At 64.8% G+C, this 18,008-nt stretch carries 18 protein-coding genes, 1 pseudogene and 1 riboswitch; of the genes and pseudogenes, 10 read left to right on the forward strand and 9 right to left on the reverse strand.

All coding sequences use genetic code 11. The features are described 5' to 3' along the window. Positions 1-252, forward strand: a pseudogene (locus tag GCT13_RS23435) (IS256 family transposase); the annotation flags it as partial. Between the two features lie 387 nt (positions 253-639). Here the strand turns inward: GCT13_RS23435 and GCT13_RS23440 are convergent. Continuing rightward, positions 640-1,107 (reverse strand): PRC-barrel domain-containing protein, encoded by a 468-nt coding sequence (locus GCT13_RS23440; protein WP_152762109.1) that lies wholly within the window; start codon positions 1,105-1,107, stop codon positions 640-642. A 450-nt stretch (positions 1,108-1,557) separates the two neighbouring features. On the opposite strand from GCT13_RS23440, the gene GCT13_RS23445 reads away from it, so the two are divergent. Both GCT13_RS23445 and GCT13_RS23450 read left to right on the forward strand, forming a co-directional pair. Continuing rightward, entirely contained in the window at positions 1,558-2,415 is an 858-nt protein-coding gene (locus GCT13_RS23445; protein ID WP_152762111.1) for a CHAD domain-containing protein, read from the forward strand. Between the two features lie 91 nt (positions 2,416-2,506). Continuing rightward, positions 2,507-3,148, forward strand: coding sequence for a hypothetical protein (locus tag GCT13_RS23450; protein ID WP_152762113.1), 642 nt, complete (start codon positions 2,507-2,509; stop codon positions 3,146-3,148). Positions 3,149-3,174: 26 nt separating this feature from the next. On the opposite strand, the gene GCT13_RS23455 is transcribed toward GCT13_RS23450, so the two are convergent. From GCT13_RS23455 to GCT13_RS23470, 4 genes are all read right to left on the reverse strand, one after another. Continuing rightward, positions 3,175-3,441 carry a hypothetical protein gene (locus GCT13_RS23455; RefSeq protein ID WP_321574568.1) on the reverse strand — a complete coding sequence of 89 codons (267 nt, stop codon included), beginning with the start codon at positions 3,439-3,441 and terminating at the stop codon, positions 3,175-3,177. 14 nt (positions 3,442-3,455) lie between these two features. Next, the gene (locus tag GCT13_RS23460; RefSeq protein ID WP_152762115.1) at positions 3,456-3,707 is read right to left on the reverse strand and encodes a hypothetical protein; all 252 of its coding nucleotides are present in this window, start codon (positions 3,705-3,707) and stop codon (positions 3,456-3,458) included. 202 nt (positions 3,708-3,909) lie between these two features. Continuing rightward, positions 3,910-4,290 carry a fluoride efflux transporter CrcB gene (gene crcB, locus GCT13_RS23465; RefSeq protein WP_152762117.1) on the reverse strand — a complete coding sequence of 127 codons (381 nt, stop codon included), beginning with the start codon at positions 4,288-4,290 and terminating at the stop codon, positions 3,910-3,912. Positions 4,291-4,364: 74 nt separating this feature from the next. After that, positions 4,365-4,425, reverse strand: a riboswitch (Fluoride riboswitch). A 195-nt stretch (positions 4,426-4,620) separates the two neighbouring features. Further along, the gene (locus tag GCT13_RS23470; RefSeq protein WP_152762120.1) at positions 4,621-5,823 is read right to left on the reverse strand and encodes an ammonium transporter; all 1,203 of its coding nucleotides are present in this window, start codon (positions 5,821-5,823) and stop codon (positions 4,621-4,623) included. Positions 5,824-6,282: 459 nt separating this feature from the next. On the opposite strand from GCT13_RS23470, the gene GCT13_RS23475 reads away from it, so the two are divergent. Further along, on the forward strand, positions 6,283-7,941 hold the full coding sequence (locus GCT13_RS23475) for a sensor histidine kinase (protein WP_152762122.1): 1,659 nt from the start codon (positions 6,283-6,285) through the stop codon (positions 7,939-7,941). A gap of 24 nt (positions 7,942-7,965) precedes the next feature. Here GCT13_RS23475 and GCT13_RS23480 read toward each other — a convergent pair whose 3' ends face one another. Together GCT13_RS23480 and GCT13_RS23485 are read right to left on the reverse strand one after the other, a co-directional pair. After that, positions 7,966-8,289, reverse strand: coding sequence for a hypothetical protein (locus tag GCT13_RS23480; RefSeq protein WP_152762124.1), 324 nt, complete (start codon positions 8,287-8,289; stop codon positions 7,966-7,968). A gap of 137 nt (positions 8,290-8,426) precedes the next feature. Continuing rightward, positions 8,427-9,008 (reverse strand): DJ-1/PfpI family protein, encoded by a 582-nt coding sequence (locus GCT13_RS23485; protein WP_152762126.1) that lies wholly within the window; start codon positions 9,006-9,008, stop codon positions 8,427-8,429. Positions 9,009-9,187: 179 nt separating this feature from the next. On the opposite strand from GCT13_RS23485, the gene GCT13_RS23490 reads away from it, so the two are divergent. The 4 genes from GCT13_RS23490 (at position 9,188) to GCT13_RS23505 (ending at position 13,750) form a co-directional block, all read left to right on the forward strand. Continuing rightward, the gene (locus tag GCT13_RS23490; protein ID WP_227746974.1) at positions 9,188-9,661 is read left to right on the forward strand and encodes a hypothetical protein; all 474 of its coding nucleotides are present in this window, start codon (positions 9,188-9,190) and stop codon (positions 9,659-9,661) included. Between the two features lie 107 nt (positions 9,662-9,768). Beyond that, a complete protein-coding gene (locus tag GCT13_RS23495; RefSeq protein WP_321574569.1) occupies positions 9,769-10,227 on the forward strand; it encodes an Rrf2 family transcriptional regulator in 459 nt (152 codons plus the stop codon). Positions 10,228-10,322: 95 nt separating this feature from the next. Further along, complete coding sequence (locus GCT13_RS23500) at positions 10,323-10,967, forward strand: NAD(P)-dependent oxidoreductase (RefSeq protein ID WP_152762128.1); 645 nt, start codon at positions 10,323-10,325, stop codon at positions 10,965-10,967. A gap of 164 nt (positions 10,968-11,131) precedes the next feature. Continuing rightward, positions 11,132-13,750, forward strand: coding sequence for a mechanosensitive ion channel family protein (locus GCT13_RS23505; protein ID WP_152762130.1), 2,619 nt, complete (start codon positions 11,132-11,134; stop codon positions 13,748-13,750). 100 nt (positions 13,751-13,850) lie between these two features. Here the strand turns inward: GCT13_RS23505 and GCT13_RS23510 are convergent, their stop codons facing one another. Further along, a complete protein-coding gene (locus tag GCT13_RS23510) occupies positions 13,851-14,438 on the reverse strand; it encodes a cysteine dioxygenase family protein (protein ID WP_227746978.1) in 588 nt (195 codons plus the stop codon). A 183-nt stretch (positions 14,439-14,621) separates the two neighbouring features. Between GCT13_RS23510 and GCT13_RS23515 the strand changes: the two genes are divergently transcribed. Both GCT13_RS23515 and GCT13_RS23520 read left to right on the forward strand, forming a co-directional pair. Further along, positions 14,622-15,104: an Lrp/AsnC family transcriptional regulator gene (locus tag GCT13_RS23515; protein ID WP_087732714.1), complete on the forward strand. Its 483-nt coding sequence runs from the start codon at positions 14,622-14,624 to the stop codon at positions 15,102-15,104. 132 nt (positions 15,105-15,236) lie between these two features. Further along, positions 15,237-15,440: a hypothetical protein gene (locus GCT13_RS23520; protein ID WP_152762134.1), complete on the forward strand. Its 204-nt coding sequence runs from the start codon at positions 15,237-15,239 to the stop codon at positions 15,438-15,440. 65 nt (positions 15,441-15,505) lie between these two features. Here GCT13_RS23520 and GCT13_RS23525 read toward each other — a convergent pair whose 3' ends face one another. After that, positions 15,506-17,986, reverse strand: a complete 2,481-nt coding sequence (locus tag GCT13_RS23525) for an FUSC family protein (RefSeq protein WP_152762136.1) — start codon at positions 17,984-17,986, stop codon at positions 15,506-15,508. Positions 17,987-18,008 lie beyond the last annotated feature (22 nt).

Consider the following 18,008-nt stretch of genomic DNA (forward strand, 5'->3'; position numbering starts at 1 on the left):
CAGCACCTGCGCACAACAAACGCGATCGAGTCGACGTTCGCGACGGTGCGCCACCGTACTACGCGTACGCGCAACTGCGTGTCGCGACCGACCTTCCTCGGTCTGGCATTCAAGCTAATCGAGGAAGCGGAAAAAACCTGGCGCCGGATCAACGGCCCCGAACAGATCCAGCTGTTGCTGGAGGGCATTGCCTTCCAGGACGGCGAGCCGGTGCAAGACGATCAACCGGGTCAGCAGAAACTCGCCGCTTGACGTCGCCCGCTATCAACGGCCCGTACACCAGACTTGACCTTATCTCTGTTTGGTCTCCTTCCTCCGCAACGGGGCGCTTTTTTGCGCCGTTCACCGCAAGTCCTCTGACTCGTAGGACAGGGTTCCAGCAGATTTTGTTATTTCCTGGAGCGTTGACTGGACATTGCCTTGCAGCCGTTTTTCCCCGCAAACTTTGATGTTCACAAATATGTCCGTCGTCCGGTCGGTTGTCCCTTGCTCGTCGTTTGCGTTCGATGCGGTTTGCCGTCACGGCGCGCATCCGTGAACGACGTGGCGGCAGTCTGCTCGACTGCCGCCGGGGCCGGGCGCCCCAAAGTAAGAGAAAATCCGCGGCGCCCGCCCGGCTGCGCGACGTGAGGGTGCCTGTCAGAGCCCGCGGTCGCGCACCGCTGCCGGATCGACCGAGGTCGTGGTCCAGTACGGATCGCGGTTGTAGTACTTGTGCATCTGCGTGCCCCAGGTCTCATCGGCCATCGACGGCCAGTGGTCCTTGTCGAAGCCCGGTTCGTCCTTGATCCGCTGCGCGGTGATGTCGACGCGGAAGACTTTTTCGTCCGTATCGAGCGTCAGCGCGCTCCACGGGATTGCGTGCAGATTGCTGCCCATGCCGAGGAAACCGCCTTCCGACAGCACCGCGTACGCGACGCGTCCGCTGCGCACGTCGAGCATGATGTCCGAAATCTTGCCGACGTGTTCGCCATCCGACGAGACGACCTTGTTGCCATCCAGCGTGGCCGCGGCCATCACCTCAGGCCCCGGACCTTCGCCGACTCCACCGCCGACGATGCCTGCGCCGGCTTGCGCCGGGTTCGTTTTCGGGTTTGGCGTGGTCATGATTTCCTCCCTGGAAAAGTCCACGGGATGCAATGTGCATCCGCCGTGCCCGCGAGCTTTTCACGAGAAGGCGAATGCACGCGCGCGTGCATCGTCACGAACGCGGCAGGACCGGACTCGAACCCGCTCCCGGCGAGTACATCTGTGCGGGTCGAATGCGCGGCTGCAAAAACTTCAGGCGCCAGTGTCAAGCAGACAGAGACGCGCACGTTGCCTGGCCGACTGCGTATGCAACGCTTCAGGCAGTGGCCTGCGGCGAGCGACGGCACGCTCTGCACAGTCTGGTGACGCAACCTGTCGATGGCTCATGAAGCGCGATCTGTCACGTCGCGCTAGGTTGCGGCTCCCGGTAGCACTTTGCTTTTGAAGCGATATGGAAAGCGTAAGATGTCGTTTGCATCGGTCGATGCATCACAAGTCATCTTGTTGTCGCTCCCGATACGAGGCCACATGAAACACGACGATCGCGCTCACGACGTCGCGGCGCCGGGCGAAGAGCCGCATGCCGAGTCGACGTTCTCCGCGCTGGCGACGCCCCTCGTCGACGAAGCGCTCGCGCGCGTTGCCGCCATTCATGCCGACGCTTCTCCCGAATCCCTGCATCAGCTGCGTGTCGCGCTGCGGCGCCTGCGTTCGCTGTGGTGGGCGTACCGGCCGCTGCTCGACAAGGAAGAGAACGCACGACCGCGCGCGCTGTATCGCGATCTGGCCGACGCCGCGGGCAGAACGCGCGACTGGGACATCCTCCTCGAACTGCTCGCCGTCGACGAAGACAGCCCCCGCGATGTGCCGCCATGCCTGCGCGAAGCCCGCGAGCAGGCGCTGTCGGCGAGCCGTGAGACGCTCATCAACGCGGATATCCGAAACGTGCTGCATAGCGCGCTTGCGGGCACGTCGAAGGAACTGAACGCCGCGCCGGAACGACATGCGCTGCAGAAGTTCGCCGCGAAGCGCGTGCGCGCCGCCGAACGCTCGCTGCGCAAGACGCTGCGCGGCGCATCGCATGCGAAGCGCTTCGATTACGAAGCGCTGCATGATGTGCGCAAGGCGGGGAAGAAGGTCCGCTATCTGCTCGAGTTTTTCGGGCCGATGCTCGACGGCGACGCGCACGGGCACACGCTCGCGCACCTGAAGAAACTGCAGCAGTGCTTTGGCGAACTCAACGACGTGAACGCAAGCGTCGCGCTGTTGCGCGACAACACGCGTCTTTTCGCCGACGAGCAGGACGCCAGTGCGGCGCTCGCGTATCTGAAGGAGCGGCGCAGGCATCGTCAGCGCGAAGCCGTGCGGTTGCTGCGTAAATCGTAGTGTCCGTTGCTTCTGCGCATCGGGTGCGCGAGGGCGGAAGCCGCGTCTTTGAAACCGTATATACTGTTTATACCGTTAACGAGGAATCGACATGAGCACGCCACGAATCAAGGAACCCACGAAGAAGGCCTTCCATTTCCCGAAGAGCGCGAAGGAACCGTCCGCTGAAGCGAAGAAGCCATCTTCAAACGCATCGCGGACGGCTGACGCGAAAAAAGCGTCGCCGGATGCGCAAGCGGCCGCGAGCGCGCCGGAAGCGGCATCGACGAAAGCGCAAGCACCGAAGGCCGCGCCGAAGAGCAAGGCCGCGAAGACCACGAAGGCGACGAAGCCGACGAAGCCGACGAAGCCGACGAGCGCGACGAGCGCGACGAAGCCAGCAAAGGCCGCCAAGCCCACGCAGACGGCAGAGCCCGCCAAGCCCGCGGCGAAAGCGCCGAAGGCAGCGAAGCCGTCGAAGGCGAAAGCGGCGCCCGCCGCCGCTGCGGAGAAGAAGCCGCGCGTGAAGAAGGAAAAGGAAAAAGTCGTCCGCGACAGCTTCACGATGCCGAAGTCGGACTACGCGAAGATCGCCGAACTCAAGCAGCGCTGCCTCGATGCGGGACTCTCCGTGAAGAAGAGCGAATTGCTGCGCGCGGGTCTTAACCTGCTCGCCGTCTCGCCTGCGAAGCGGCTGATCGCGGCCGTGCAGGAGCTCGAAGCGGTCAAGACGGGACGCCCCGCCAAGTCGTGATCATGCGGCGGCTGCAGGCGCCGCCGTCATCCCGCATCGCGCGGATAGTGCTCGGCGAAAGCCGAGTGCATGCGCTTGAGCAGCGCAATATACGGATGCCCTTGATCCGTCATCATCCATGACGCGGCCAGGGCGTTCGTCTCATCACACAGGCGCTCGAACTTGTCGCACGCAATGTCCGCGGGAATGCCGGACATCATCAGATCCAGAAAGTCTTTTTCGATCGCTTCGGCGGAGCGGGGCGCCCGCGCTGGCGGGTTCGTCTGCATGTCGCCGGACTGATCGTAGGACACGATCACCTCGCCTGCTAGTTCATCGATGGCAGGAACCGCCAGCGCTGATCCATCCTGTGCAGCAGCGCGATATACGAAAACGCGGCATCGCTGTCGACGCACGACTGCGCCGCATCGTTGACTTCGTTCCACAGCGTTTCGAAGCGCACTGCCGCTTCGGGCCGGCTGAGCGGCTGCGTGAGCAGCACCGAAAAGGCAAACGACAGTTCCTCCGCGCTGCGCCGCAGCGGGTAGCACGATCGACGCGATAGATATCTGTACTTCAAGAGGTCTCCGGCTGACGTGTAGGTATGTACGCGTTCGAAAGCGGCGCCGATGTCGCAGACGTCACCCGTGTCCGGCATCACATTGCCCGCCGCATATGACGCCGATGATACAGCCGCGCGAAACGTGCGCGGCAGCGATCGTCCGTGATCTTTTGGTGAAGGGCGGATGTCTGTCATCGCCAGCAGCGGCGACGTGTTCCGCTCAGCGCGCGACGACCGCCACCGTCGCGATGCCGAGCACCGTCGCGATCACGGAAGCCGTCACGTGAATCGCGATCTCGCCCGCGGCCCAGTTCAGCCGTCCTTGTTGCAAGTGCTGGACCACTTCCGCGGAGAAGGTCGAGAACGTCGACAGCCCGCCCATCAGGCCGGTGATGATGAAGAGGCGCCATTCGGGCGCGATCTGCGGATTGCGGCCGAAGTAGGCGACCGCGACGCCGATGATGTAGCCGGCGGCCACATTCGCCGCGAGCGTGCCGAGCGGCAGCGCGGGAAAGAGCGCATTGAGACGCAGACCGAGAAACCAGCGCAACAGCGAACCGAGTGCGCCGCCGATGCCGACGGCAAGAATGGACAGATACATGGGAAGCCTGGAAAGCCGAACGTCGACAAACCGGCTGCGGCGGGGCGTGAGGCTGCAACGTCCGCAGTGATCCGGGCGAAGCAGGCATCATCAGCCACGAGGGCGGTTCGGGAGAATGCCATCTCCGGCGCGCGCAAGTCTAACACCAGCGCGCGTGTTGTATGAAGGGTGAGCGGCTCGACAGGGCGGGCCGCGCGCCAGCATCGCGAGGTTACACCGGAAGCGCGGACACTGTCAGCGAACGCACACAGCCGCGCTGTGCTTCCGGCGATTGCGGCCACGCCGTCCCGCCTTCCGCGCGTCCTTCCATGCAGGCCGATATCGCGCCGTTCAGCCGACCGTCTCGCGTTCCGGCGTCGATGTGATCTTGTGGATCGACAGGTCGGCGCCGTTGAATTCGTTCTCCTGGTCGATCCGCAGTCCGACGCTCATCCGGATCGCGCCATAGACGATCGTGCCGCCCAGCGTCGCGAAGACGACGCCGCCGAGCGTGCCGATCACCTGCGCGACGAGCGACACACCGCCCAGGCCGCCCAGCGCGTGCTGGCCGAAGATGCCCGCCGCGATGCCGCCCCACGCGCCGCACAGACCATGCAGCGGCCAGACGCCGAGCACGTCGTCGATGCGCCAGCGGTTCTGGACGATCGTGAACATGTGGACGAACAGCACGCCCGCGACGGCGCCCGTCACCAGCGCGCCGAGCGGATGCATCACGTCCGAGCCGGCGCATACGGCGACCAGCCCCGCGAGCGGGCCGTTGTACGTGAAGCCCGGGTCGTTGCGGCCCGCGAGCCATGCGGTGAGCGTGCCGCCGACCATCGCCATCAACGAGTTGACGGCGACGAGGCCGCTGATCTTGTCGATGGTCTGCGCGCTCATCACGTTGAAGCCGAACCAGCCGACGGCCAGCACCCACGCGCCGAGCGCGAGGAACGGAATGTTCGACGGCGGATGCGCGGCGATGCGTCCGTCGCGCGTGTAGCGGCCATGGCGCGCGCCGAGCAGCATCACGGCAGGCAGCGCAACCCAGCCGCCGAACGCGTGCACCACCACCGAGCCCGCGAAGTCGTGGAACGGCGCGCCCAGCGCGTGCGTCAGCCACGACTGGATGCCGAAGCGGTCGTTCCACACGATCCCCTCGAAGAACGGATAGATGAATCCGACCAGCACGAAGGTCGCGAACAGCTGCGGGTTGAACTTCGAGCGCTCGGCGATGCCGCCCGAGACGATCGCGGGGATCGCCGCCGCGAACGTCAGCAGGAAGAAGAAGCGCACGAGCGCGTAGCCGTTGTGCGCGGCGAGCGTTTCGGCGCTGCCATAGAACTGGACGCCATAGGCGATCGTGTAGCCGATGAAGAAGTACGCGATGGTCGACACCGAGAAGTCGACGAGAATCTTCACGAGCGCATTGACCTGATTTTTCTTGCGGACCGTGCCCAGTTCCAGGAACGCGAAGCCCGCGTGCATGGCGAGCACCATGGCCGCGCCGAGCAGCAGGAAGAGGGTGTCGGTGCCGGTTTTCAGACTGTCCATCGATAGGGATCCTGCGATGCGCAAAAAGCGGGCATCGAACGCAAGAAGCGGGCCAAAGCGAGGCGCGCACGCGTTCTGCCGGTGCGGAGCCGCACCGGAATGGGACGCGTGGACTCTGCAAATGCTATTCGTCGCGATTCTTTATGTGGTGAGTCGGACGGTGCGAGCACCGTCTGTGTGCAATTGATCCGAAATGGGGCATCGGGCGAGCCCAAAAATGTGCGAATCCTTGTTGTTTGCTTGATAAATCCCTACGTTTTTATAACAGCCGCGACGGCCGACAAGCTACGCGAAAAGGAATGGCAATCTGGCGTGGCCGGCGTGCGCCCATGCCGGCCGCATTTGCACCAGACTGGCGAGCTATCCTGGCTGGACGGCCTTTTGTCATCGGAACCGATCGCCGACATAATGTGCCGTCCCCGGCGCGACCCGCCGGCTTCCGATTTTTCCGGCGCGCGCATGAGACTCACCACCAAAGGGCTGCTGCTGATCGCGATACCCGCCGTATTCGAACTGGCGCTGCTGTCGGGACTGTTGAAGGCGCAGTCGGACGCTGATCAGGCCGAACGGTGGAGCATGCACAGCCAGGACGTGCTGCGTCAGACGGCGAACATTCTGGCGCCCGTGCTGCTGGAATCGGTGCGGCTGCGCGGCGCCGTTGTCAGCGGCGCACGCGATATCGCCACGCCCGTCGCGCTGTGGATGGACGTCGACCGGCGCATCGACCAGCTCGCCGAACTCGTCTCCGATAACCCGGCGCAGGTCGAGCGCGCGGTGCAGATACGCCAGTCCGTGCAGGCGTACCGGCAATGGTCGGACCGTGTGCAAGACCTGATCCGCTCGGGGCGCCGGCGCGACGTGCTGCAACGCTTTCGCGACCTCGCCGCGACCGATGTGCTCGACCGCTTCCGTTCGCAGGTCGCGGAGTTCCAGGCGGAGGAGCGGCGCCTCGATTCGCTGCGCTCGGCGGCGGCCGCGGCGGCGCGCTCGCGGCAGCAGTCGCTGATCGTTGCGGCTGTCGTCAGCTCGCTCGTGTTCGTCGCAATCGCATTCTGGATGTTCGCGCGCGGCGTGCGTGGCCGGCTCGCGCTGCTGTCGGACAATGCGAGCCGCCTCGCGAGCAACGAGCCGCTTGCGCCGCTCACGCCGGGCAGCGACGAGATCGCGTGGCTCGACCTGATGCTGCACGAGACCAGCCGACGTTTGCTCGAATCGGAGCGCCAGCAGGCGCGTTTCCGGTCCGATCTGGGGCGCCATGCCGCCGAGCTCGCGCAGACCAACGAAACGCTGCGCCAGCAGACGCAGGAGAACGAGACCTTCATCTACAGCGTGTCGCACGATCTGCGCGCGCCGTTAGTGAATCTGCAGGGCTTCTCGAAGGAACTGATCCATGCGTGCGACGATCTGCGCGCGGCCGTACGGCAGTCGTCACTGACGCGGCAACAGCGCGAACACGTCGAGCAACTGATCGACGATGACATCGGCGAAGCGTTGCATTTCCTCCAGACGGCGGTGCTGCGCGCATCGCACATCATCGACGCGCTGCTGCGGCTGTCGCGCGTCGGCCGCGTCGAGTACCGGCGCCAGCAGGTCGACGTGCGCGACATCGTGCAACGCGTGATCGACGCAATGCAGGCGACGATCCGCGACCGCAGCGCGCGCATCGTCGTGCAGACGCTGCCGCCCGTGTGGGGCGATCCGACCGCGCTCGAACAGGTCTTCGCGAACCTGATCGGCAATGCGATCAACTATCTGAGTCCGGCGCGCGCGGGCGTCGTCGAGATCGGCACGACGGCCGCGCCGCCCGGCGTGCAGACGCTGCGGATCTTCTATGTGAAGGACAACGGACGCGGCATTCCCGACATCGCGATGCCGCGGCTCTTCAACGCGTTTCAGCGGCTGCACGGCAACGTCGCGGCGGGTGAGGGAATTGGTCTTGCGCTCGTGCGGCGGATGGTCGAGCGGCACGGCGGGCGGGTGTGGGCGGAGTCGAAGGAAGACGTTGGAACGACGTTCTATGTGGCGTTGCCGGACGCCGCCCCGGCGACCTCAGGCGACGAGCCGCAAGACGTCGTGCTCTCGGGCGCCGCGCAGGCGCTGCGGGCTGAAACGCGGTAGCGCGGGGTGCGCACGGAGCAAGCGTCAGGTCGCCGAAAACAGCCGGCGCGGCCTGAGCAGCTTGCTGCCGCGAATCGACCAGTAGCAACTGGCCGCGATCAGGATCAACGCGCCCGCCAGAATGAGTGAGGGTGCGACACGGATGGAGCCGGCGCCCAGCGCGAATAGCCCGCGTACGACGACGAGCAGCGCGGGCCAGAACGATAAAACGGCTTGTGCGAGCAGACGCGTGCCCGTGAAGCGCCGCGCGCGGTTTTCGATTGACCAGCCAGCCGGCGTTCGCGAGCAGAAGAACGTCAGCGAGATCAGTGCGACTGCGAGAATGATCACCCAGTTAGTGAGATCCATGGTAGAGCCCTTCTAAAGTCAACCTGCGACTTTAGGGGGCGCTACGCATAGCGGATATCGGAGAAGTCTCAATCTGGACAGTGAGCGGCAGCGCGCCGCACAACCAGGCCGGGCGCGAACCCGGCCATCGAGACGCATCAAAGTTCGATGCGTGTGCCGAGCAGGACGAGGAATTGCCGCAGCCATTCCGGATGCGCGGGCCATGCGGGCGCGGTGACGAAATTCGCATCGGTGACGGCCGCGTCGATGGGGATGTCCGCGTAGTCTCCGCCCGCCAGTTTCACTTCGGGCGCGCACGCCGGATAGGCCGAGATGCGCTTGCCGCGAATCACGTCGGCGGCGGCCAGCAACTGCGCGGCGTGGCAGATCGCGGCGATCGGCTTGTTGCCTTGCGCGAAGTGGCGCACGAGATCGATCACTTTCGCGTCGAGGCGCAGATATTCCGGCGCGCGTCCGCCCGCGATCGCGAGCGCATCGTATTGCGACGCGTCGATGTCGTCGAATGCGGCGTTCAGCGTGAACTGGTGGCCGGGCTTCTCGGAGTACGTCTGGTCGCCCTCGAAATCGTGGATCGCCGTCTTCACGCGCTCGCCTGCGCGCTTGCCGGGGCAGACGGCATCGACGGTATGGCCGACTGCCTGCAGCGCCTGAAACGGCACCATCGTTTCGTAATCCTCGGCGAAGTCGCCCGTGAGGAACAGAATCTTCTTTGCTGCCATCGCATGCCTCCAGTGGTTGAGGGAATACGTCGAACGTCGGCCAGTCTACTCCAGCACATTTGACAACACCGCGAACGATCGCCTGATGGCCCGTCGCGAACGGGGTCGGTGACACGCGACGGCGTATCATTGAGGCGTTTTCGCATCACGAGGCCGCTCGACGCGGCTCATACGCAACGATGACAACGATCAAACCCACCTCACGCCGTCCGCTCGTCCGTTCGACGCTGTTTGCGGCCACGCTGCTCGCGGGCCTCACTGCGTGCCAGAAGAACGATGCGTCCGCAGGCCAGACGTCGTCGGGCCTCAACAATATCGGGCAGCAGGCCGGCCAGAAACTCGATCAGGCGGCGAGTTACGTCGGCCAGCAGGTCGATGCCGCGAAGGCGACGGCGCAGCAGAATCTGGACGCGGCCGCATCCGGCCCGTCGATCAAGCTCGATCCGGGCGATCTCGCGTCGCAGGCCCAAGCCAATTTTCAAGGCGCAGCCAGCGCGACGAACGCAGCCGTCGCCAAGGCGATGAGCTCGACGGGCGCCGGACTCGAGACGGCGGGACGCAAGCTCCAGCAATGGTCGAGCGAAACGTCGTCGAACTCGCAGCCGTCGTCCGCCGACGGCGGCAGCGACGCGCAAAAGCAGATGGACAAATGAGCCCGCGCTTGACCGGGACCGGTAAATGTAACTATCATGATTGCATATCGTCGATCGGGACGGTGTGTGAGTGCGTGCGTGTGACGCGCATCGGATGATCTACCACTGTGAACACGAGTAGCCGATTTGCCTTTGCGGTTCATGTGCTCGCGCTGCTGTCGATGCAGCAGGGCGTGCCGTTGTCGTCGGAGATGATCGCGGGGAGCGTGAACACGAACCCCGTGCTGATCCGGCGGCTGCTCGCGATGCTGGCCGAAGCGGGCCTCACCACGTCGCAGCTGGGCGCGGGCGGGGGCGCGCTGCTTGCGCGCGAGCCGCGCGACATTACGCTGCTCGACGTCTATCACGCCGTCGACGATGCGCAACTGTTCGCGCTGCATCGCGAGACGCCGAACCCCGCATGCATGGTCGGCCGCAACATCCAGACGGTGCTGACGGGCATCATCGACGATGCGCAGCAGGCGCTCGAGTCGTCGTTGGCGTCGCGCACGCTGGCGGACGCGACGGCCGACGTCGTGCGCGCGGAACGCTCGCGCGAACGCAAGCGAAAAGCCGCGGACGGCTGAACGAAGCCGAACGCTGCAAACAAGGGGCCAAGCCCCGATTTTTTTAACGAAATATGTAATCATAAAAGTTACATTTAACCGAAGGGAATATCGACATGAGCAAGACACTGAAGATCGCGCTGTTCGGCGCAACGGGCATGATCGGCTCGCGCATCGCGGCGGAGGCGGCGCGTCGCGGGCATCAGGTGACGGCGTTTTCGCGCAACCCGGCGCGCGTGCCGGCGGACGTCGCGAACCTGCGGGCGGCGCAGGCCGACGTGACGGATGCGGCGAGCGTGGCGGCAGCGGCGCGCGGGCATGATGTCGTCGCGAGCGCCTATGCGCCGCCGATGGACGACGTCGCGCTGATCGGCAAGGCGACGCGCGCGCTGGTCGACGGCACGCGCGACGCGGGCATCAGGCGTCTCGTCGTGGTGGGCGGCGCGGGTTCGCTGGAAGTCGCGCCTGGCAAGCAGCTCGTCGATAGCGAAGGCTTTCCGGATGCCTACAAGGCGATCGCGCTCGCGCACCGCGACGTGCTCCCGATCCTGCGCGGCTGCGATCTTGACTGGACCTTCTTCGCGCCCGCCGCGCTGATCGCGCCGGGCGAGCGCAAGGGCACGTTCCGCACGGGCGCGGGCTCGCTGATTGTCGACGCGCAGGGCAATAGCAGCATCTCGGCGGAAGACTACGCGATCGCGTTCGTCGATGAGCTGGAGCAGGGCCGTTTCGTTCATCAGCTCGCGACGGTCGGGTACTGAGGGCTTCGAAACATCGGCCGGCACGCGCGCGAACGGCACGCGGCGTGCCGGAGCGCGTCTGACGGCGTCGCGCAAGTGCACTAACATTCGGTTACGCATCGGGGAGGTTTCCCTCGACGACACCCGCTAAACTTGGCGTCTCTCCCGTTCTGTCACGGATTGCCATGAAGTCATGCCTTGCGCGGCGTGAATCGCGGGCTGCGCCGTTATGCGGCGGGCTTCTGGCGATTGACGCCGTCTTTTGCTTTGTTTTCCGCATTGTGTCGCGTGAGCGCCTGTCCGGCCTCACGCGCGATTGCCTTCGCTTGCGCTCGCTTCTGCATGCCGTTTGCGTATGGCTCGCGCTCGCGGGCGCGTGTGTCGCGATGCCGGGTGTCGCGCATGCCGCCGGCGCGGCCAGCGGCACGCCGATGATTCCCGCGCTGCAAAGCCTGATCAACAGTGCGACGGTGTCGTCGTCGGCGCCCGCGTCGGGCGCTTCGGCGGCGGATGCCGCGTCGGCGCCGTCGCCTGCGAGCCAGGCCGAGATGGCGAAATCGCTCGACAGCGTGATCACCACGCTCGACAACGACCGCCAGCGCACCGCACTCGTCGCACAACTGAAGAAACTGCGCGATGCAACGAAAAACGTCGCGCCCGCTGCGGCCGCACAGCCGAGCCCCGGGCTGCTCGGCGCCATCGCGGCGGGCATCGCGTCGTTCGAATCGGACGTGCATCAGGGCCGCTCGCCGCTCAACTACTGGTCCGGCCGCTTCAACGCGGCAGCCAACGAGATCTACACGATCGTCACGAGCCAGGGGCGCGAACACTTCGGCCGCGTGCTGCTGAACATGTTCGCGGTGCTGGCCGGCTGGGGCGCGTGCGCGGCCGGTCTCATCTACGTTCAGCGCAGGGTGCATGAGCGTTTCGGCATCGTGGTGCGGCTCGATGCCAATCCGACCACGCGCGATCTGCTGATCTTCGCGCTGCGTCGGGTCGGACCGTGGATCATCGCGTTCGTCGCCGCGCTGATGTTCGTGCGCGCGATGCCCGATTCATTGGGCCGCACGATCGCGATGGTGATCGCGTATGCAATCGTTGCGGGCGCGGTGTTCTCGGCGATCTGCCTGATCATGTTCTCGCTGTTCGGCTCGGGCCACCGGCGCGCGGCCGTGCGCCTGCTGATCGAACAGGCGCGCCGGCTGCTGTTCGTGATCGGTATCTGCAGCGCGCTCGGCGATGCCGCCGTCAACTACGACGTCGCGCATGAACTCGGCACGAATCTCGCGGCGCTGGTGTCGACGGTATCGAACATGACGGCGGCCGCGCTGACCGCGTATTTCGCGCTCGCGTTCCGCCGGCCCGTCGCACATCTGATCCGCAACCGTGCGTACGAACAGCGGCACGACCACAAGGCCGCCACCGACGCATTCGACGTGCTCGCGTCGCTGTGGCACGTGCCGATGCTCGTGCTCGCGACGGCATCGGTGATCGCGACGATCGGCGGCATAGGCAGCGGCGAGAACGTGCTGCAAATCTCCGTCGTGACGGCGCTCCTGCTCGTGCTGGCGTTTTTCCTGTCGGCGATCGTGCTGCGCGTGACGCGGCCGCGCAACGCGCGCCGCCGTCGGCGCTCGCCGTATCTGACGCGCCTGTTGCGCTTCGTCGGCACGTTGCTGACGCTCTTCATCTGGCTCGCGTATTTCGAGTTCGCGTCGCGTCTGTGGGACGTATCGCTCGCGCAGATCGTCGAGGAGAGCGTGACGGCGCGCGGCATCGCGCACGCGCTGACGGCGATCCTGATCACGGTGTTCGTGTCGTGGCTCGTGTGGATTCTGATCGACACGGCGATTCAGGAAGCCGTCAATCCGAGCAGTCCGCGCAACAAGTCGAAAAACCCGAGCATGCGCGCGCGCACGATGCTGCCGCTCGTGCGCAACGTGCTGTTCGTGACGATCCTGACGATCGCGGGCATCGTCACGGCGGCCAATCTCGGCATCAACGTGACGCCGCTGCTCGCGGGCGCCGGCGTGATCGGCCTTGCGATCGGCTTCGGCGCGCAGTCGCTGGTGAGCGATCTGATCACGGGCCTTTTCATCATCATCGAGGACACGATTTCGGTCGGCGACTGGATCGACATCGACGGCGGCCATGCGGGCACCGTCGAGTATCTGTCGATCCGCACCGTGCGGCTGCGCGACGGCCAGGGCGCGATTCACGCGATTCCGTTTTCGCAGATCAAGATCGTGAAGAACCTGTCGCGCGATTTCGCGTACGCGGTGTTCGAGGTGCGCGTGCCGTTCTCGGCGGACGTCGATCAGGTGACGCAACTGATACGCGCGGTCGGCGCGGACCTGATGGCCGATTTCCGCTACCGGCGCGAGATGCTCGGGCCCGTCGAAGTGTGGGGTCTGGACCGGTTCGATCCGAACTGGATGGTGGTCAAAGGGCAGATCAAGACGCGGCCGCTGCAGCAATGGAGCGTCGCGCGCGCGTTCAATCTGCGCGTCAAGCGCAAGATGGACGAGGCGGGGATCGAGATTCCCGTGCCGCAAATGCGCATTCATTCGTCGCGCGACGATGCCGAAGGCGAGGCGCTGATGAACGAAGAGGCCGTGCGGCATGCAGCTCGCGAGCGCGAAGCCTTGACGGGCACGACGACGCCGTTCAGAACCAGGCAGACGAGCGCGATGCCGCCTGCGCGCGACGTGTCGCATGAGCCACGGCCGGCGCCGCCGTCGACGGGGCAAACGGCGTCCGTGCCGCCGCAGATTCCGACGGCGGGCGACGGCGGGAAGACGTGAGCGGGGAGTTGGGGCTTACGATGGAAAGGATGGAAAGGCGTCACGCGTGACGCCTTTCTTTTCAACTGTGTATGGACCGGAGACGCGCATCGCGCGGGCTTCAGGCGAGAAAGGCCTGCGCGCTATCGGCGATACGCACGATGTCGTTCACGTGGCTCGCGATCCGTTCGCCGGGCACGCCGTAGATATGCAGCGACACCGCGGCTGTGCCGCTGCTGTTGCCGAGCCGATGGATGCCCGTGCGTCCCGCGCGCGTGAACGATACTGCGCCCGGCTCGCGCGACTGGTCGCGCAACGGCGTCGCGCACTCGCTGGCCGGGTTCCATTCGTAGGTGGTCTCCGTCAACGTGCCGTCGATCACCGCGTATCCGCACCACGTATGATGCGCGTGAATCGGACTCGCCTGACCGGGCATCCAGACGAGCGCGGCGATCGCATAGCGGCCGAGCGGATCGGCAGCGAGCAGGTGACGCCGATAACCATTGGCTGCGCCTTCGCGCTGCGCGTCGGTGAGCAGCGCTGGATCGGCGGCGGCTTCCGCGAGAGCCGCGCGCACGCCGCGTGCAAAACTCGCGTGCAGCGACGGATCTTGCGCGTCGTCGCACGTGTCGAAGGCTGCATCGAGGGCGTGGCACAGGCGCGCGATCGCGCAATCGGGCGATGCCGCATGCGAGAAAGATGCGGGCATGGCTTGTGTCAGCGAACGGTCGAGTGTGCTCAAGCCGGCTGTGTGGTTCATGAAAGGCTCCGCGGACGTTGTTTTTAGAGAACGCTACTGCCAACATTTATACCGATTTGCGCGGAGAAAGAGTTTTCATATAATTCCCTCGTTTTGGCGAGAAATAGAATAATTTTCTATCCAGGTGCAAAGATGGGAATGGACATCATTGATCGGCGGCTGCTCGAACTGCTCCAGGAAGATGCGACGATGCCGATTGCGGAACTCGCGGCCCGGGTGAATCTGTCCCAGACACCGTGCTGGAAGCGGGTGCAACGACTCAAGGAAGCGGGGGTGATCCGCGCGCAGGTTGCGCTGTGCGATCCGCGCAAGCTGGGGGTCGGTACGACGGTGTTCGTCGCGGTGCGCACGAACCAGCACACCGAGGCCTGGGCGCAAACCTTCACGCGCGCGGTGCAGGATATCCCCGAAGTGGTCGAGGTCTATCGGATGAGCGGCGAGACCGACTACCTGCTGCGCGTCGTCGTGTCGGATATCGACGATTACGACCGCGTCTACAAACAGCTGATCCGCGCGGTACCGCTCTACGACGTGAGTTCCAGCTTCGCGATGGAGCAGATCAAGTATTCGACGGCGCTGCCGGTGCGTGCTGCCGTGGTCGCTGACGGGCGTTGATTCATCGGGCATTGCACTTGCGCATCGATCGGTGGCACAGCGGGACTGCGCGGCGAACCGCAAGCCGCGCGCAAGGTGCTTCGTCGTAGAATGCCCGCTTCGTCGAATCAATCAGCAGGCAGAGCCAGACTCATGAATGATCCGCGCAAGAAAAACCCGACGCTTGGCATCGCCGTGTTCATCGTCGTCGTCGTGTTGCTCGTGATCGCGACGATCCTTTACAACGCGATCTCCGAAAAGCACGAGTACGAGCGCGAGAATCACTTCAGTTCGTCGACGTCGGCGCTGTCGGCGGCGGCGTCCGCAGTGGGTGCGGCCAAGGGCGCATCGCAGTAAAGGGTTGCGACCTGGGTTGCATCATGGTTGCAACCCGCCACGCAATAACCGACGCAAATATTGCGTCAGTTCTCCGGCAGCCGGATCACGCTCGCGTCCTTGCGGATCAGAAACGACGCCGCCAGCATCTGCTTGCACTGATGCGCAAGCAGTTTCAGTTCATGGACGGCATCGGCGGAATAGTCGGGCGCACGCTCCGCTTCGACGACCATCGTATCGAGCTCACGCGTCAACTGCTTTGAGATGTCGGCCTGGTCGGCGGGCGGCGCGTCGCCTTCTTCCGCTTGCGCGAGGTTATCGCGGATCACCGTCAGCGCGCGTTGCAGCGGCTGATGCGACGGGCCGCCCATCTGCTGCGACGACGTGCGCAGCAACGGCGCCGTCGCCGTGATCTGCGATGCGAGCACGTGTGAGCGCACAAGCAGATCGTTCAGTTCCGGCACGAACTTCTGAGCGGACTTCGGTTCGAGCATCATCCGCTGGAATGCCTGGCCGAGATTGGCGAAGGCGACGTGCACGTTCTTGCGCGCAAGCCGATAACGATAGTCGCGATCGAGCGCGCTCGCTGCCGCTGCGGCCGCGGGCGTCGGCGCCGATGATTTCGCTGCGGTCGTCGATGTCGCGATTGCCGGTGCGGCGCTGGCTCCCGCGTCAGGCGTCGGCATGGACGATTGAGTCGTCGCAGTCACCGATCTGGCATCGGCTTGCGCTGCATGCACGCGTGCCTCATTCATTTGCGGAGCGCTTGCCGCGACTTCCGCCATCGCTACGGCAGGCGCGAGCGCTGCCGCTTCCGTCAGCGCGGAGGGCACGGCGACGGAAGCGGCCGGCTTGCCGCTCCACCACCAGCTCGCTTCCAGATAGCAGCGCATCGCCGCGATCATGTTGTTGACGAGCTTGCCCATCAGCCGGTACTCCCAGTACGGGAACAGGTGGCTTGCCGCGATCGCGATCGCGCAGCCGACGACAGTATCGATCGCCCGCTCGCCGATGATGTGCAGGCTGCCCGGCGCGAGCAGATGGAACATCAGCAGCACATACGACGACGTGAACACGACGCTCGCCGTGTAGTTGAAGAGCAGCAGGCTGTAGCTCATCACCATCGACGCGAACATCACCACGAGCAGGATATGCGGCTCCTTTACGCTAAAGATGAGCGCGATGCTCGCCGCGCAGCCGATCAGCGTGCCGACGATACGCTGCCCGTTGCGCTGCTTGGTGAGCGAGTAGCCGGGTTTAAGGATGATGACTGTCGTCATCACGATCCAGTACGCGTTCGTGAGCGGCAGAAGCCGCCCGAGCCAGAAGCCGATGGCCACGGCGATCGTCACGCGCAGCGCATGCCGGAAGCTGGGCGAGGCCATCGTGAGATTCGAGAAGATCGAACCGAACGGCACGCGCCGGCTCGACACGAAACGCGTGAGTGCCTGGTCGATGCGCAGCTCGGTTTCCTTCGCGCTTTCCTCGTTCGCGAGGTTCTTGCGCATCTTGTCGATCAGACGCGTCGCGCTCCAGATGCGCCGGAACGTAGCGGAGACCGCCGAATACGCCTCCGGGTTTTTCGCGGGCAGATCCTGCTTGCGCATCAGCTCGATTTCATATTCGATCGCGCGCAGTTCCGCCTTCACGCTGATCCGCGCGCGCGGCGGCTCGTTCTGCAGCACGGCGAGGCCAATGTCCTCGAGATCGCACGCGGCCTTGCGGATCAGATCGCGATAGAAGATCAGCAGGTCCGAGCCGCCGAACGTATTGCGCACGAGCGGGTAGTCGGTATGCGCGCCGACGAACTGCTCGTGCAGATCGACGATATGGATGAACAGGTTGAAGAGCGTCGCGCGGCGCGGCTCGAGCCGGCCGCTCCTGAGCTTGGGCAGATTGCGCAGCACGATGTCGCGCGCGGCATCCTGCATCGCGACGGCATCGATCTGTTTCGCGACGAGGTTGCGATAGCACTCGTCGAGGTCGTTGTCGAGATCGTAGAAGTTCGCGCGCGCGAGCAGATAGTCGGCGAGCGCGAACACGCTTTCGGCGAGCGCCTGTTGTTCGATCCGGTACATCATCCAGTGGCTCACGAGCGTTGACCAGTACGTGAACCACAGGCCGCCCACGAGTATCCACGACGCGTTGACGAGTGCCTGCAACGGCGTGAAATGCTCTTCGAGCGTCATGATCATCATGAAGAGCGTCGCGAAGCTGATCTGCGGCCAGCGGTTGCCGTAGACGACGATCAGCGACAGCACGAACGTGAGCGGCACGACGGTGCACCACAGCGCGATCGAACTGACGGTGGCGAGCCCCGTGGCCAGCGCGGCCAGAAAGCCGATCACGCTGCACGCGAGCATCTCGTTGTGCTTGTACTTGAGCGGACCCGGCATATCGACGACACATGCACCGAGCGCGCCTGTCGCGATCGTGAAGCCGAGTTCCCGGTTATGAAAGACGATCAGGCAAAGGATGGCCGGCAGCGAAATGCCGACCGCAATGCGCAAGCCGCCGTAGAAGTACTGGCTATACAGAAACTTTTTGATTTCGACTGAATAGCGCATCGACTGCCTGATGTGTCCGAAT

The organism is Paraburkholderia franconis (assembly GCF_009362735.1).
GTDB lineage: Bacteria > Pseudomonadota > Gammaproteobacteria > Burkholderiales > Burkholderiaceae > Paraburkholderia > Paraburkholderia franconis.

Bases quoted from the DNA above. Each gene is read 5' to 3' on its own strand.
- GCT13_RS23440 (WP_152762109.1), bottom strand. From the start codon at position 1,107: ATGACCACGCCAAACCCGAAAACGAACCCGGCGCAAGCCGGCGCAGGC.
- GCT13_RS23445 (WP_152762111.1), top strand. From the start codon at position 1,558: ATGAAACACGACGATCGCGCTCACGACGTCGCGGCGCCGGGCGAAGAG.
- GCT13_RS23450 (WP_152762113.1), top strand. From the start codon at position 2,507: ATGAGCACGCCACGAATCAAGGAACCCACGAAGAAGGCCTTCCATTTC.
- crcB (WP_152762117.1), bottom strand. From the start codon at position 4,290: ATGTATCTGTCCATTCTTGCCGTCGGCATCGGCGGCGCACTCGGTTCG.
- GCT13_RS23470 (WP_152762120.1), bottom strand. From the start codon at position 5,823: ATGGACAGTCTGAAAACCGGCACCGACACCCTCTTCCTGCTGCTCGGC.
- GCT13_RS23475 (WP_152762122.1), top strand. From the start codon at position 6,283: ATGAGACTCACCACCAAAGGGCTGCTGCTGATCGCGATACCCGCCGTA.
- GCT13_RS23480 (WP_152762124.1), bottom strand. From the start codon at position 8,289: ATGGATCTCACTAACTGGGTGATCATTCTCGCAGTCGCACTGATCTCG.
- GCT13_RS23485 (WP_152762126.1), bottom strand. From the start codon at position 9,008: ATGGCAGCAAAGAAGATTCTGTTCCTCACGGGCGACTTCGCCGAGGAT.
- GCT13_RS23490 (WP_227746974.1), top strand. From the start codon at position 9,188: ATGACAACGATCAAACCCACCTCACGCCGTCCGCTCGTCCGTTCGACG.
- GCT13_RS23500 (WP_152762128.1), top strand. From the start codon at position 10,323: ATGAGCAAGACACTGAAGATCGCGCTGTTCGGCGCAACGGGCATGATC.
- GCT13_RS23505 (WP_152762130.1), top strand. From the start codon at position 11,132: ATGAAGTCATGCCTTGCGCGGCGTGAATCGCGGGCTGCGCCGTTATGC.
- GCT13_RS23510 (WP_227746978.1), bottom strand. From the start codon at position 14,438: ATGCCCGCATCTTTCTCGCATGCGGCATCGCCCGATTGCGCGATCGCG.
- GCT13_RS23515 (WP_087732714.1), top strand. From the start codon at position 14,622: ATGGGAATGGACATCATTGATCGGCGGCTGCTCGAACTGCTCCAGGAA.
- GCT13_RS23520 (WP_152762134.1), top strand. From the start codon at position 15,237: ATGAATGATCCGCGCAAGAAAAACCCGACGCTTGGCATCGCCGTGTTC.
- GCT13_RS23525 (WP_152762136.1), bottom strand. From the start codon at position 17,986: ATGCGCTATTCAGTCGAAATCAAAAAGTTTCTGTATAGCCAGTACTTC.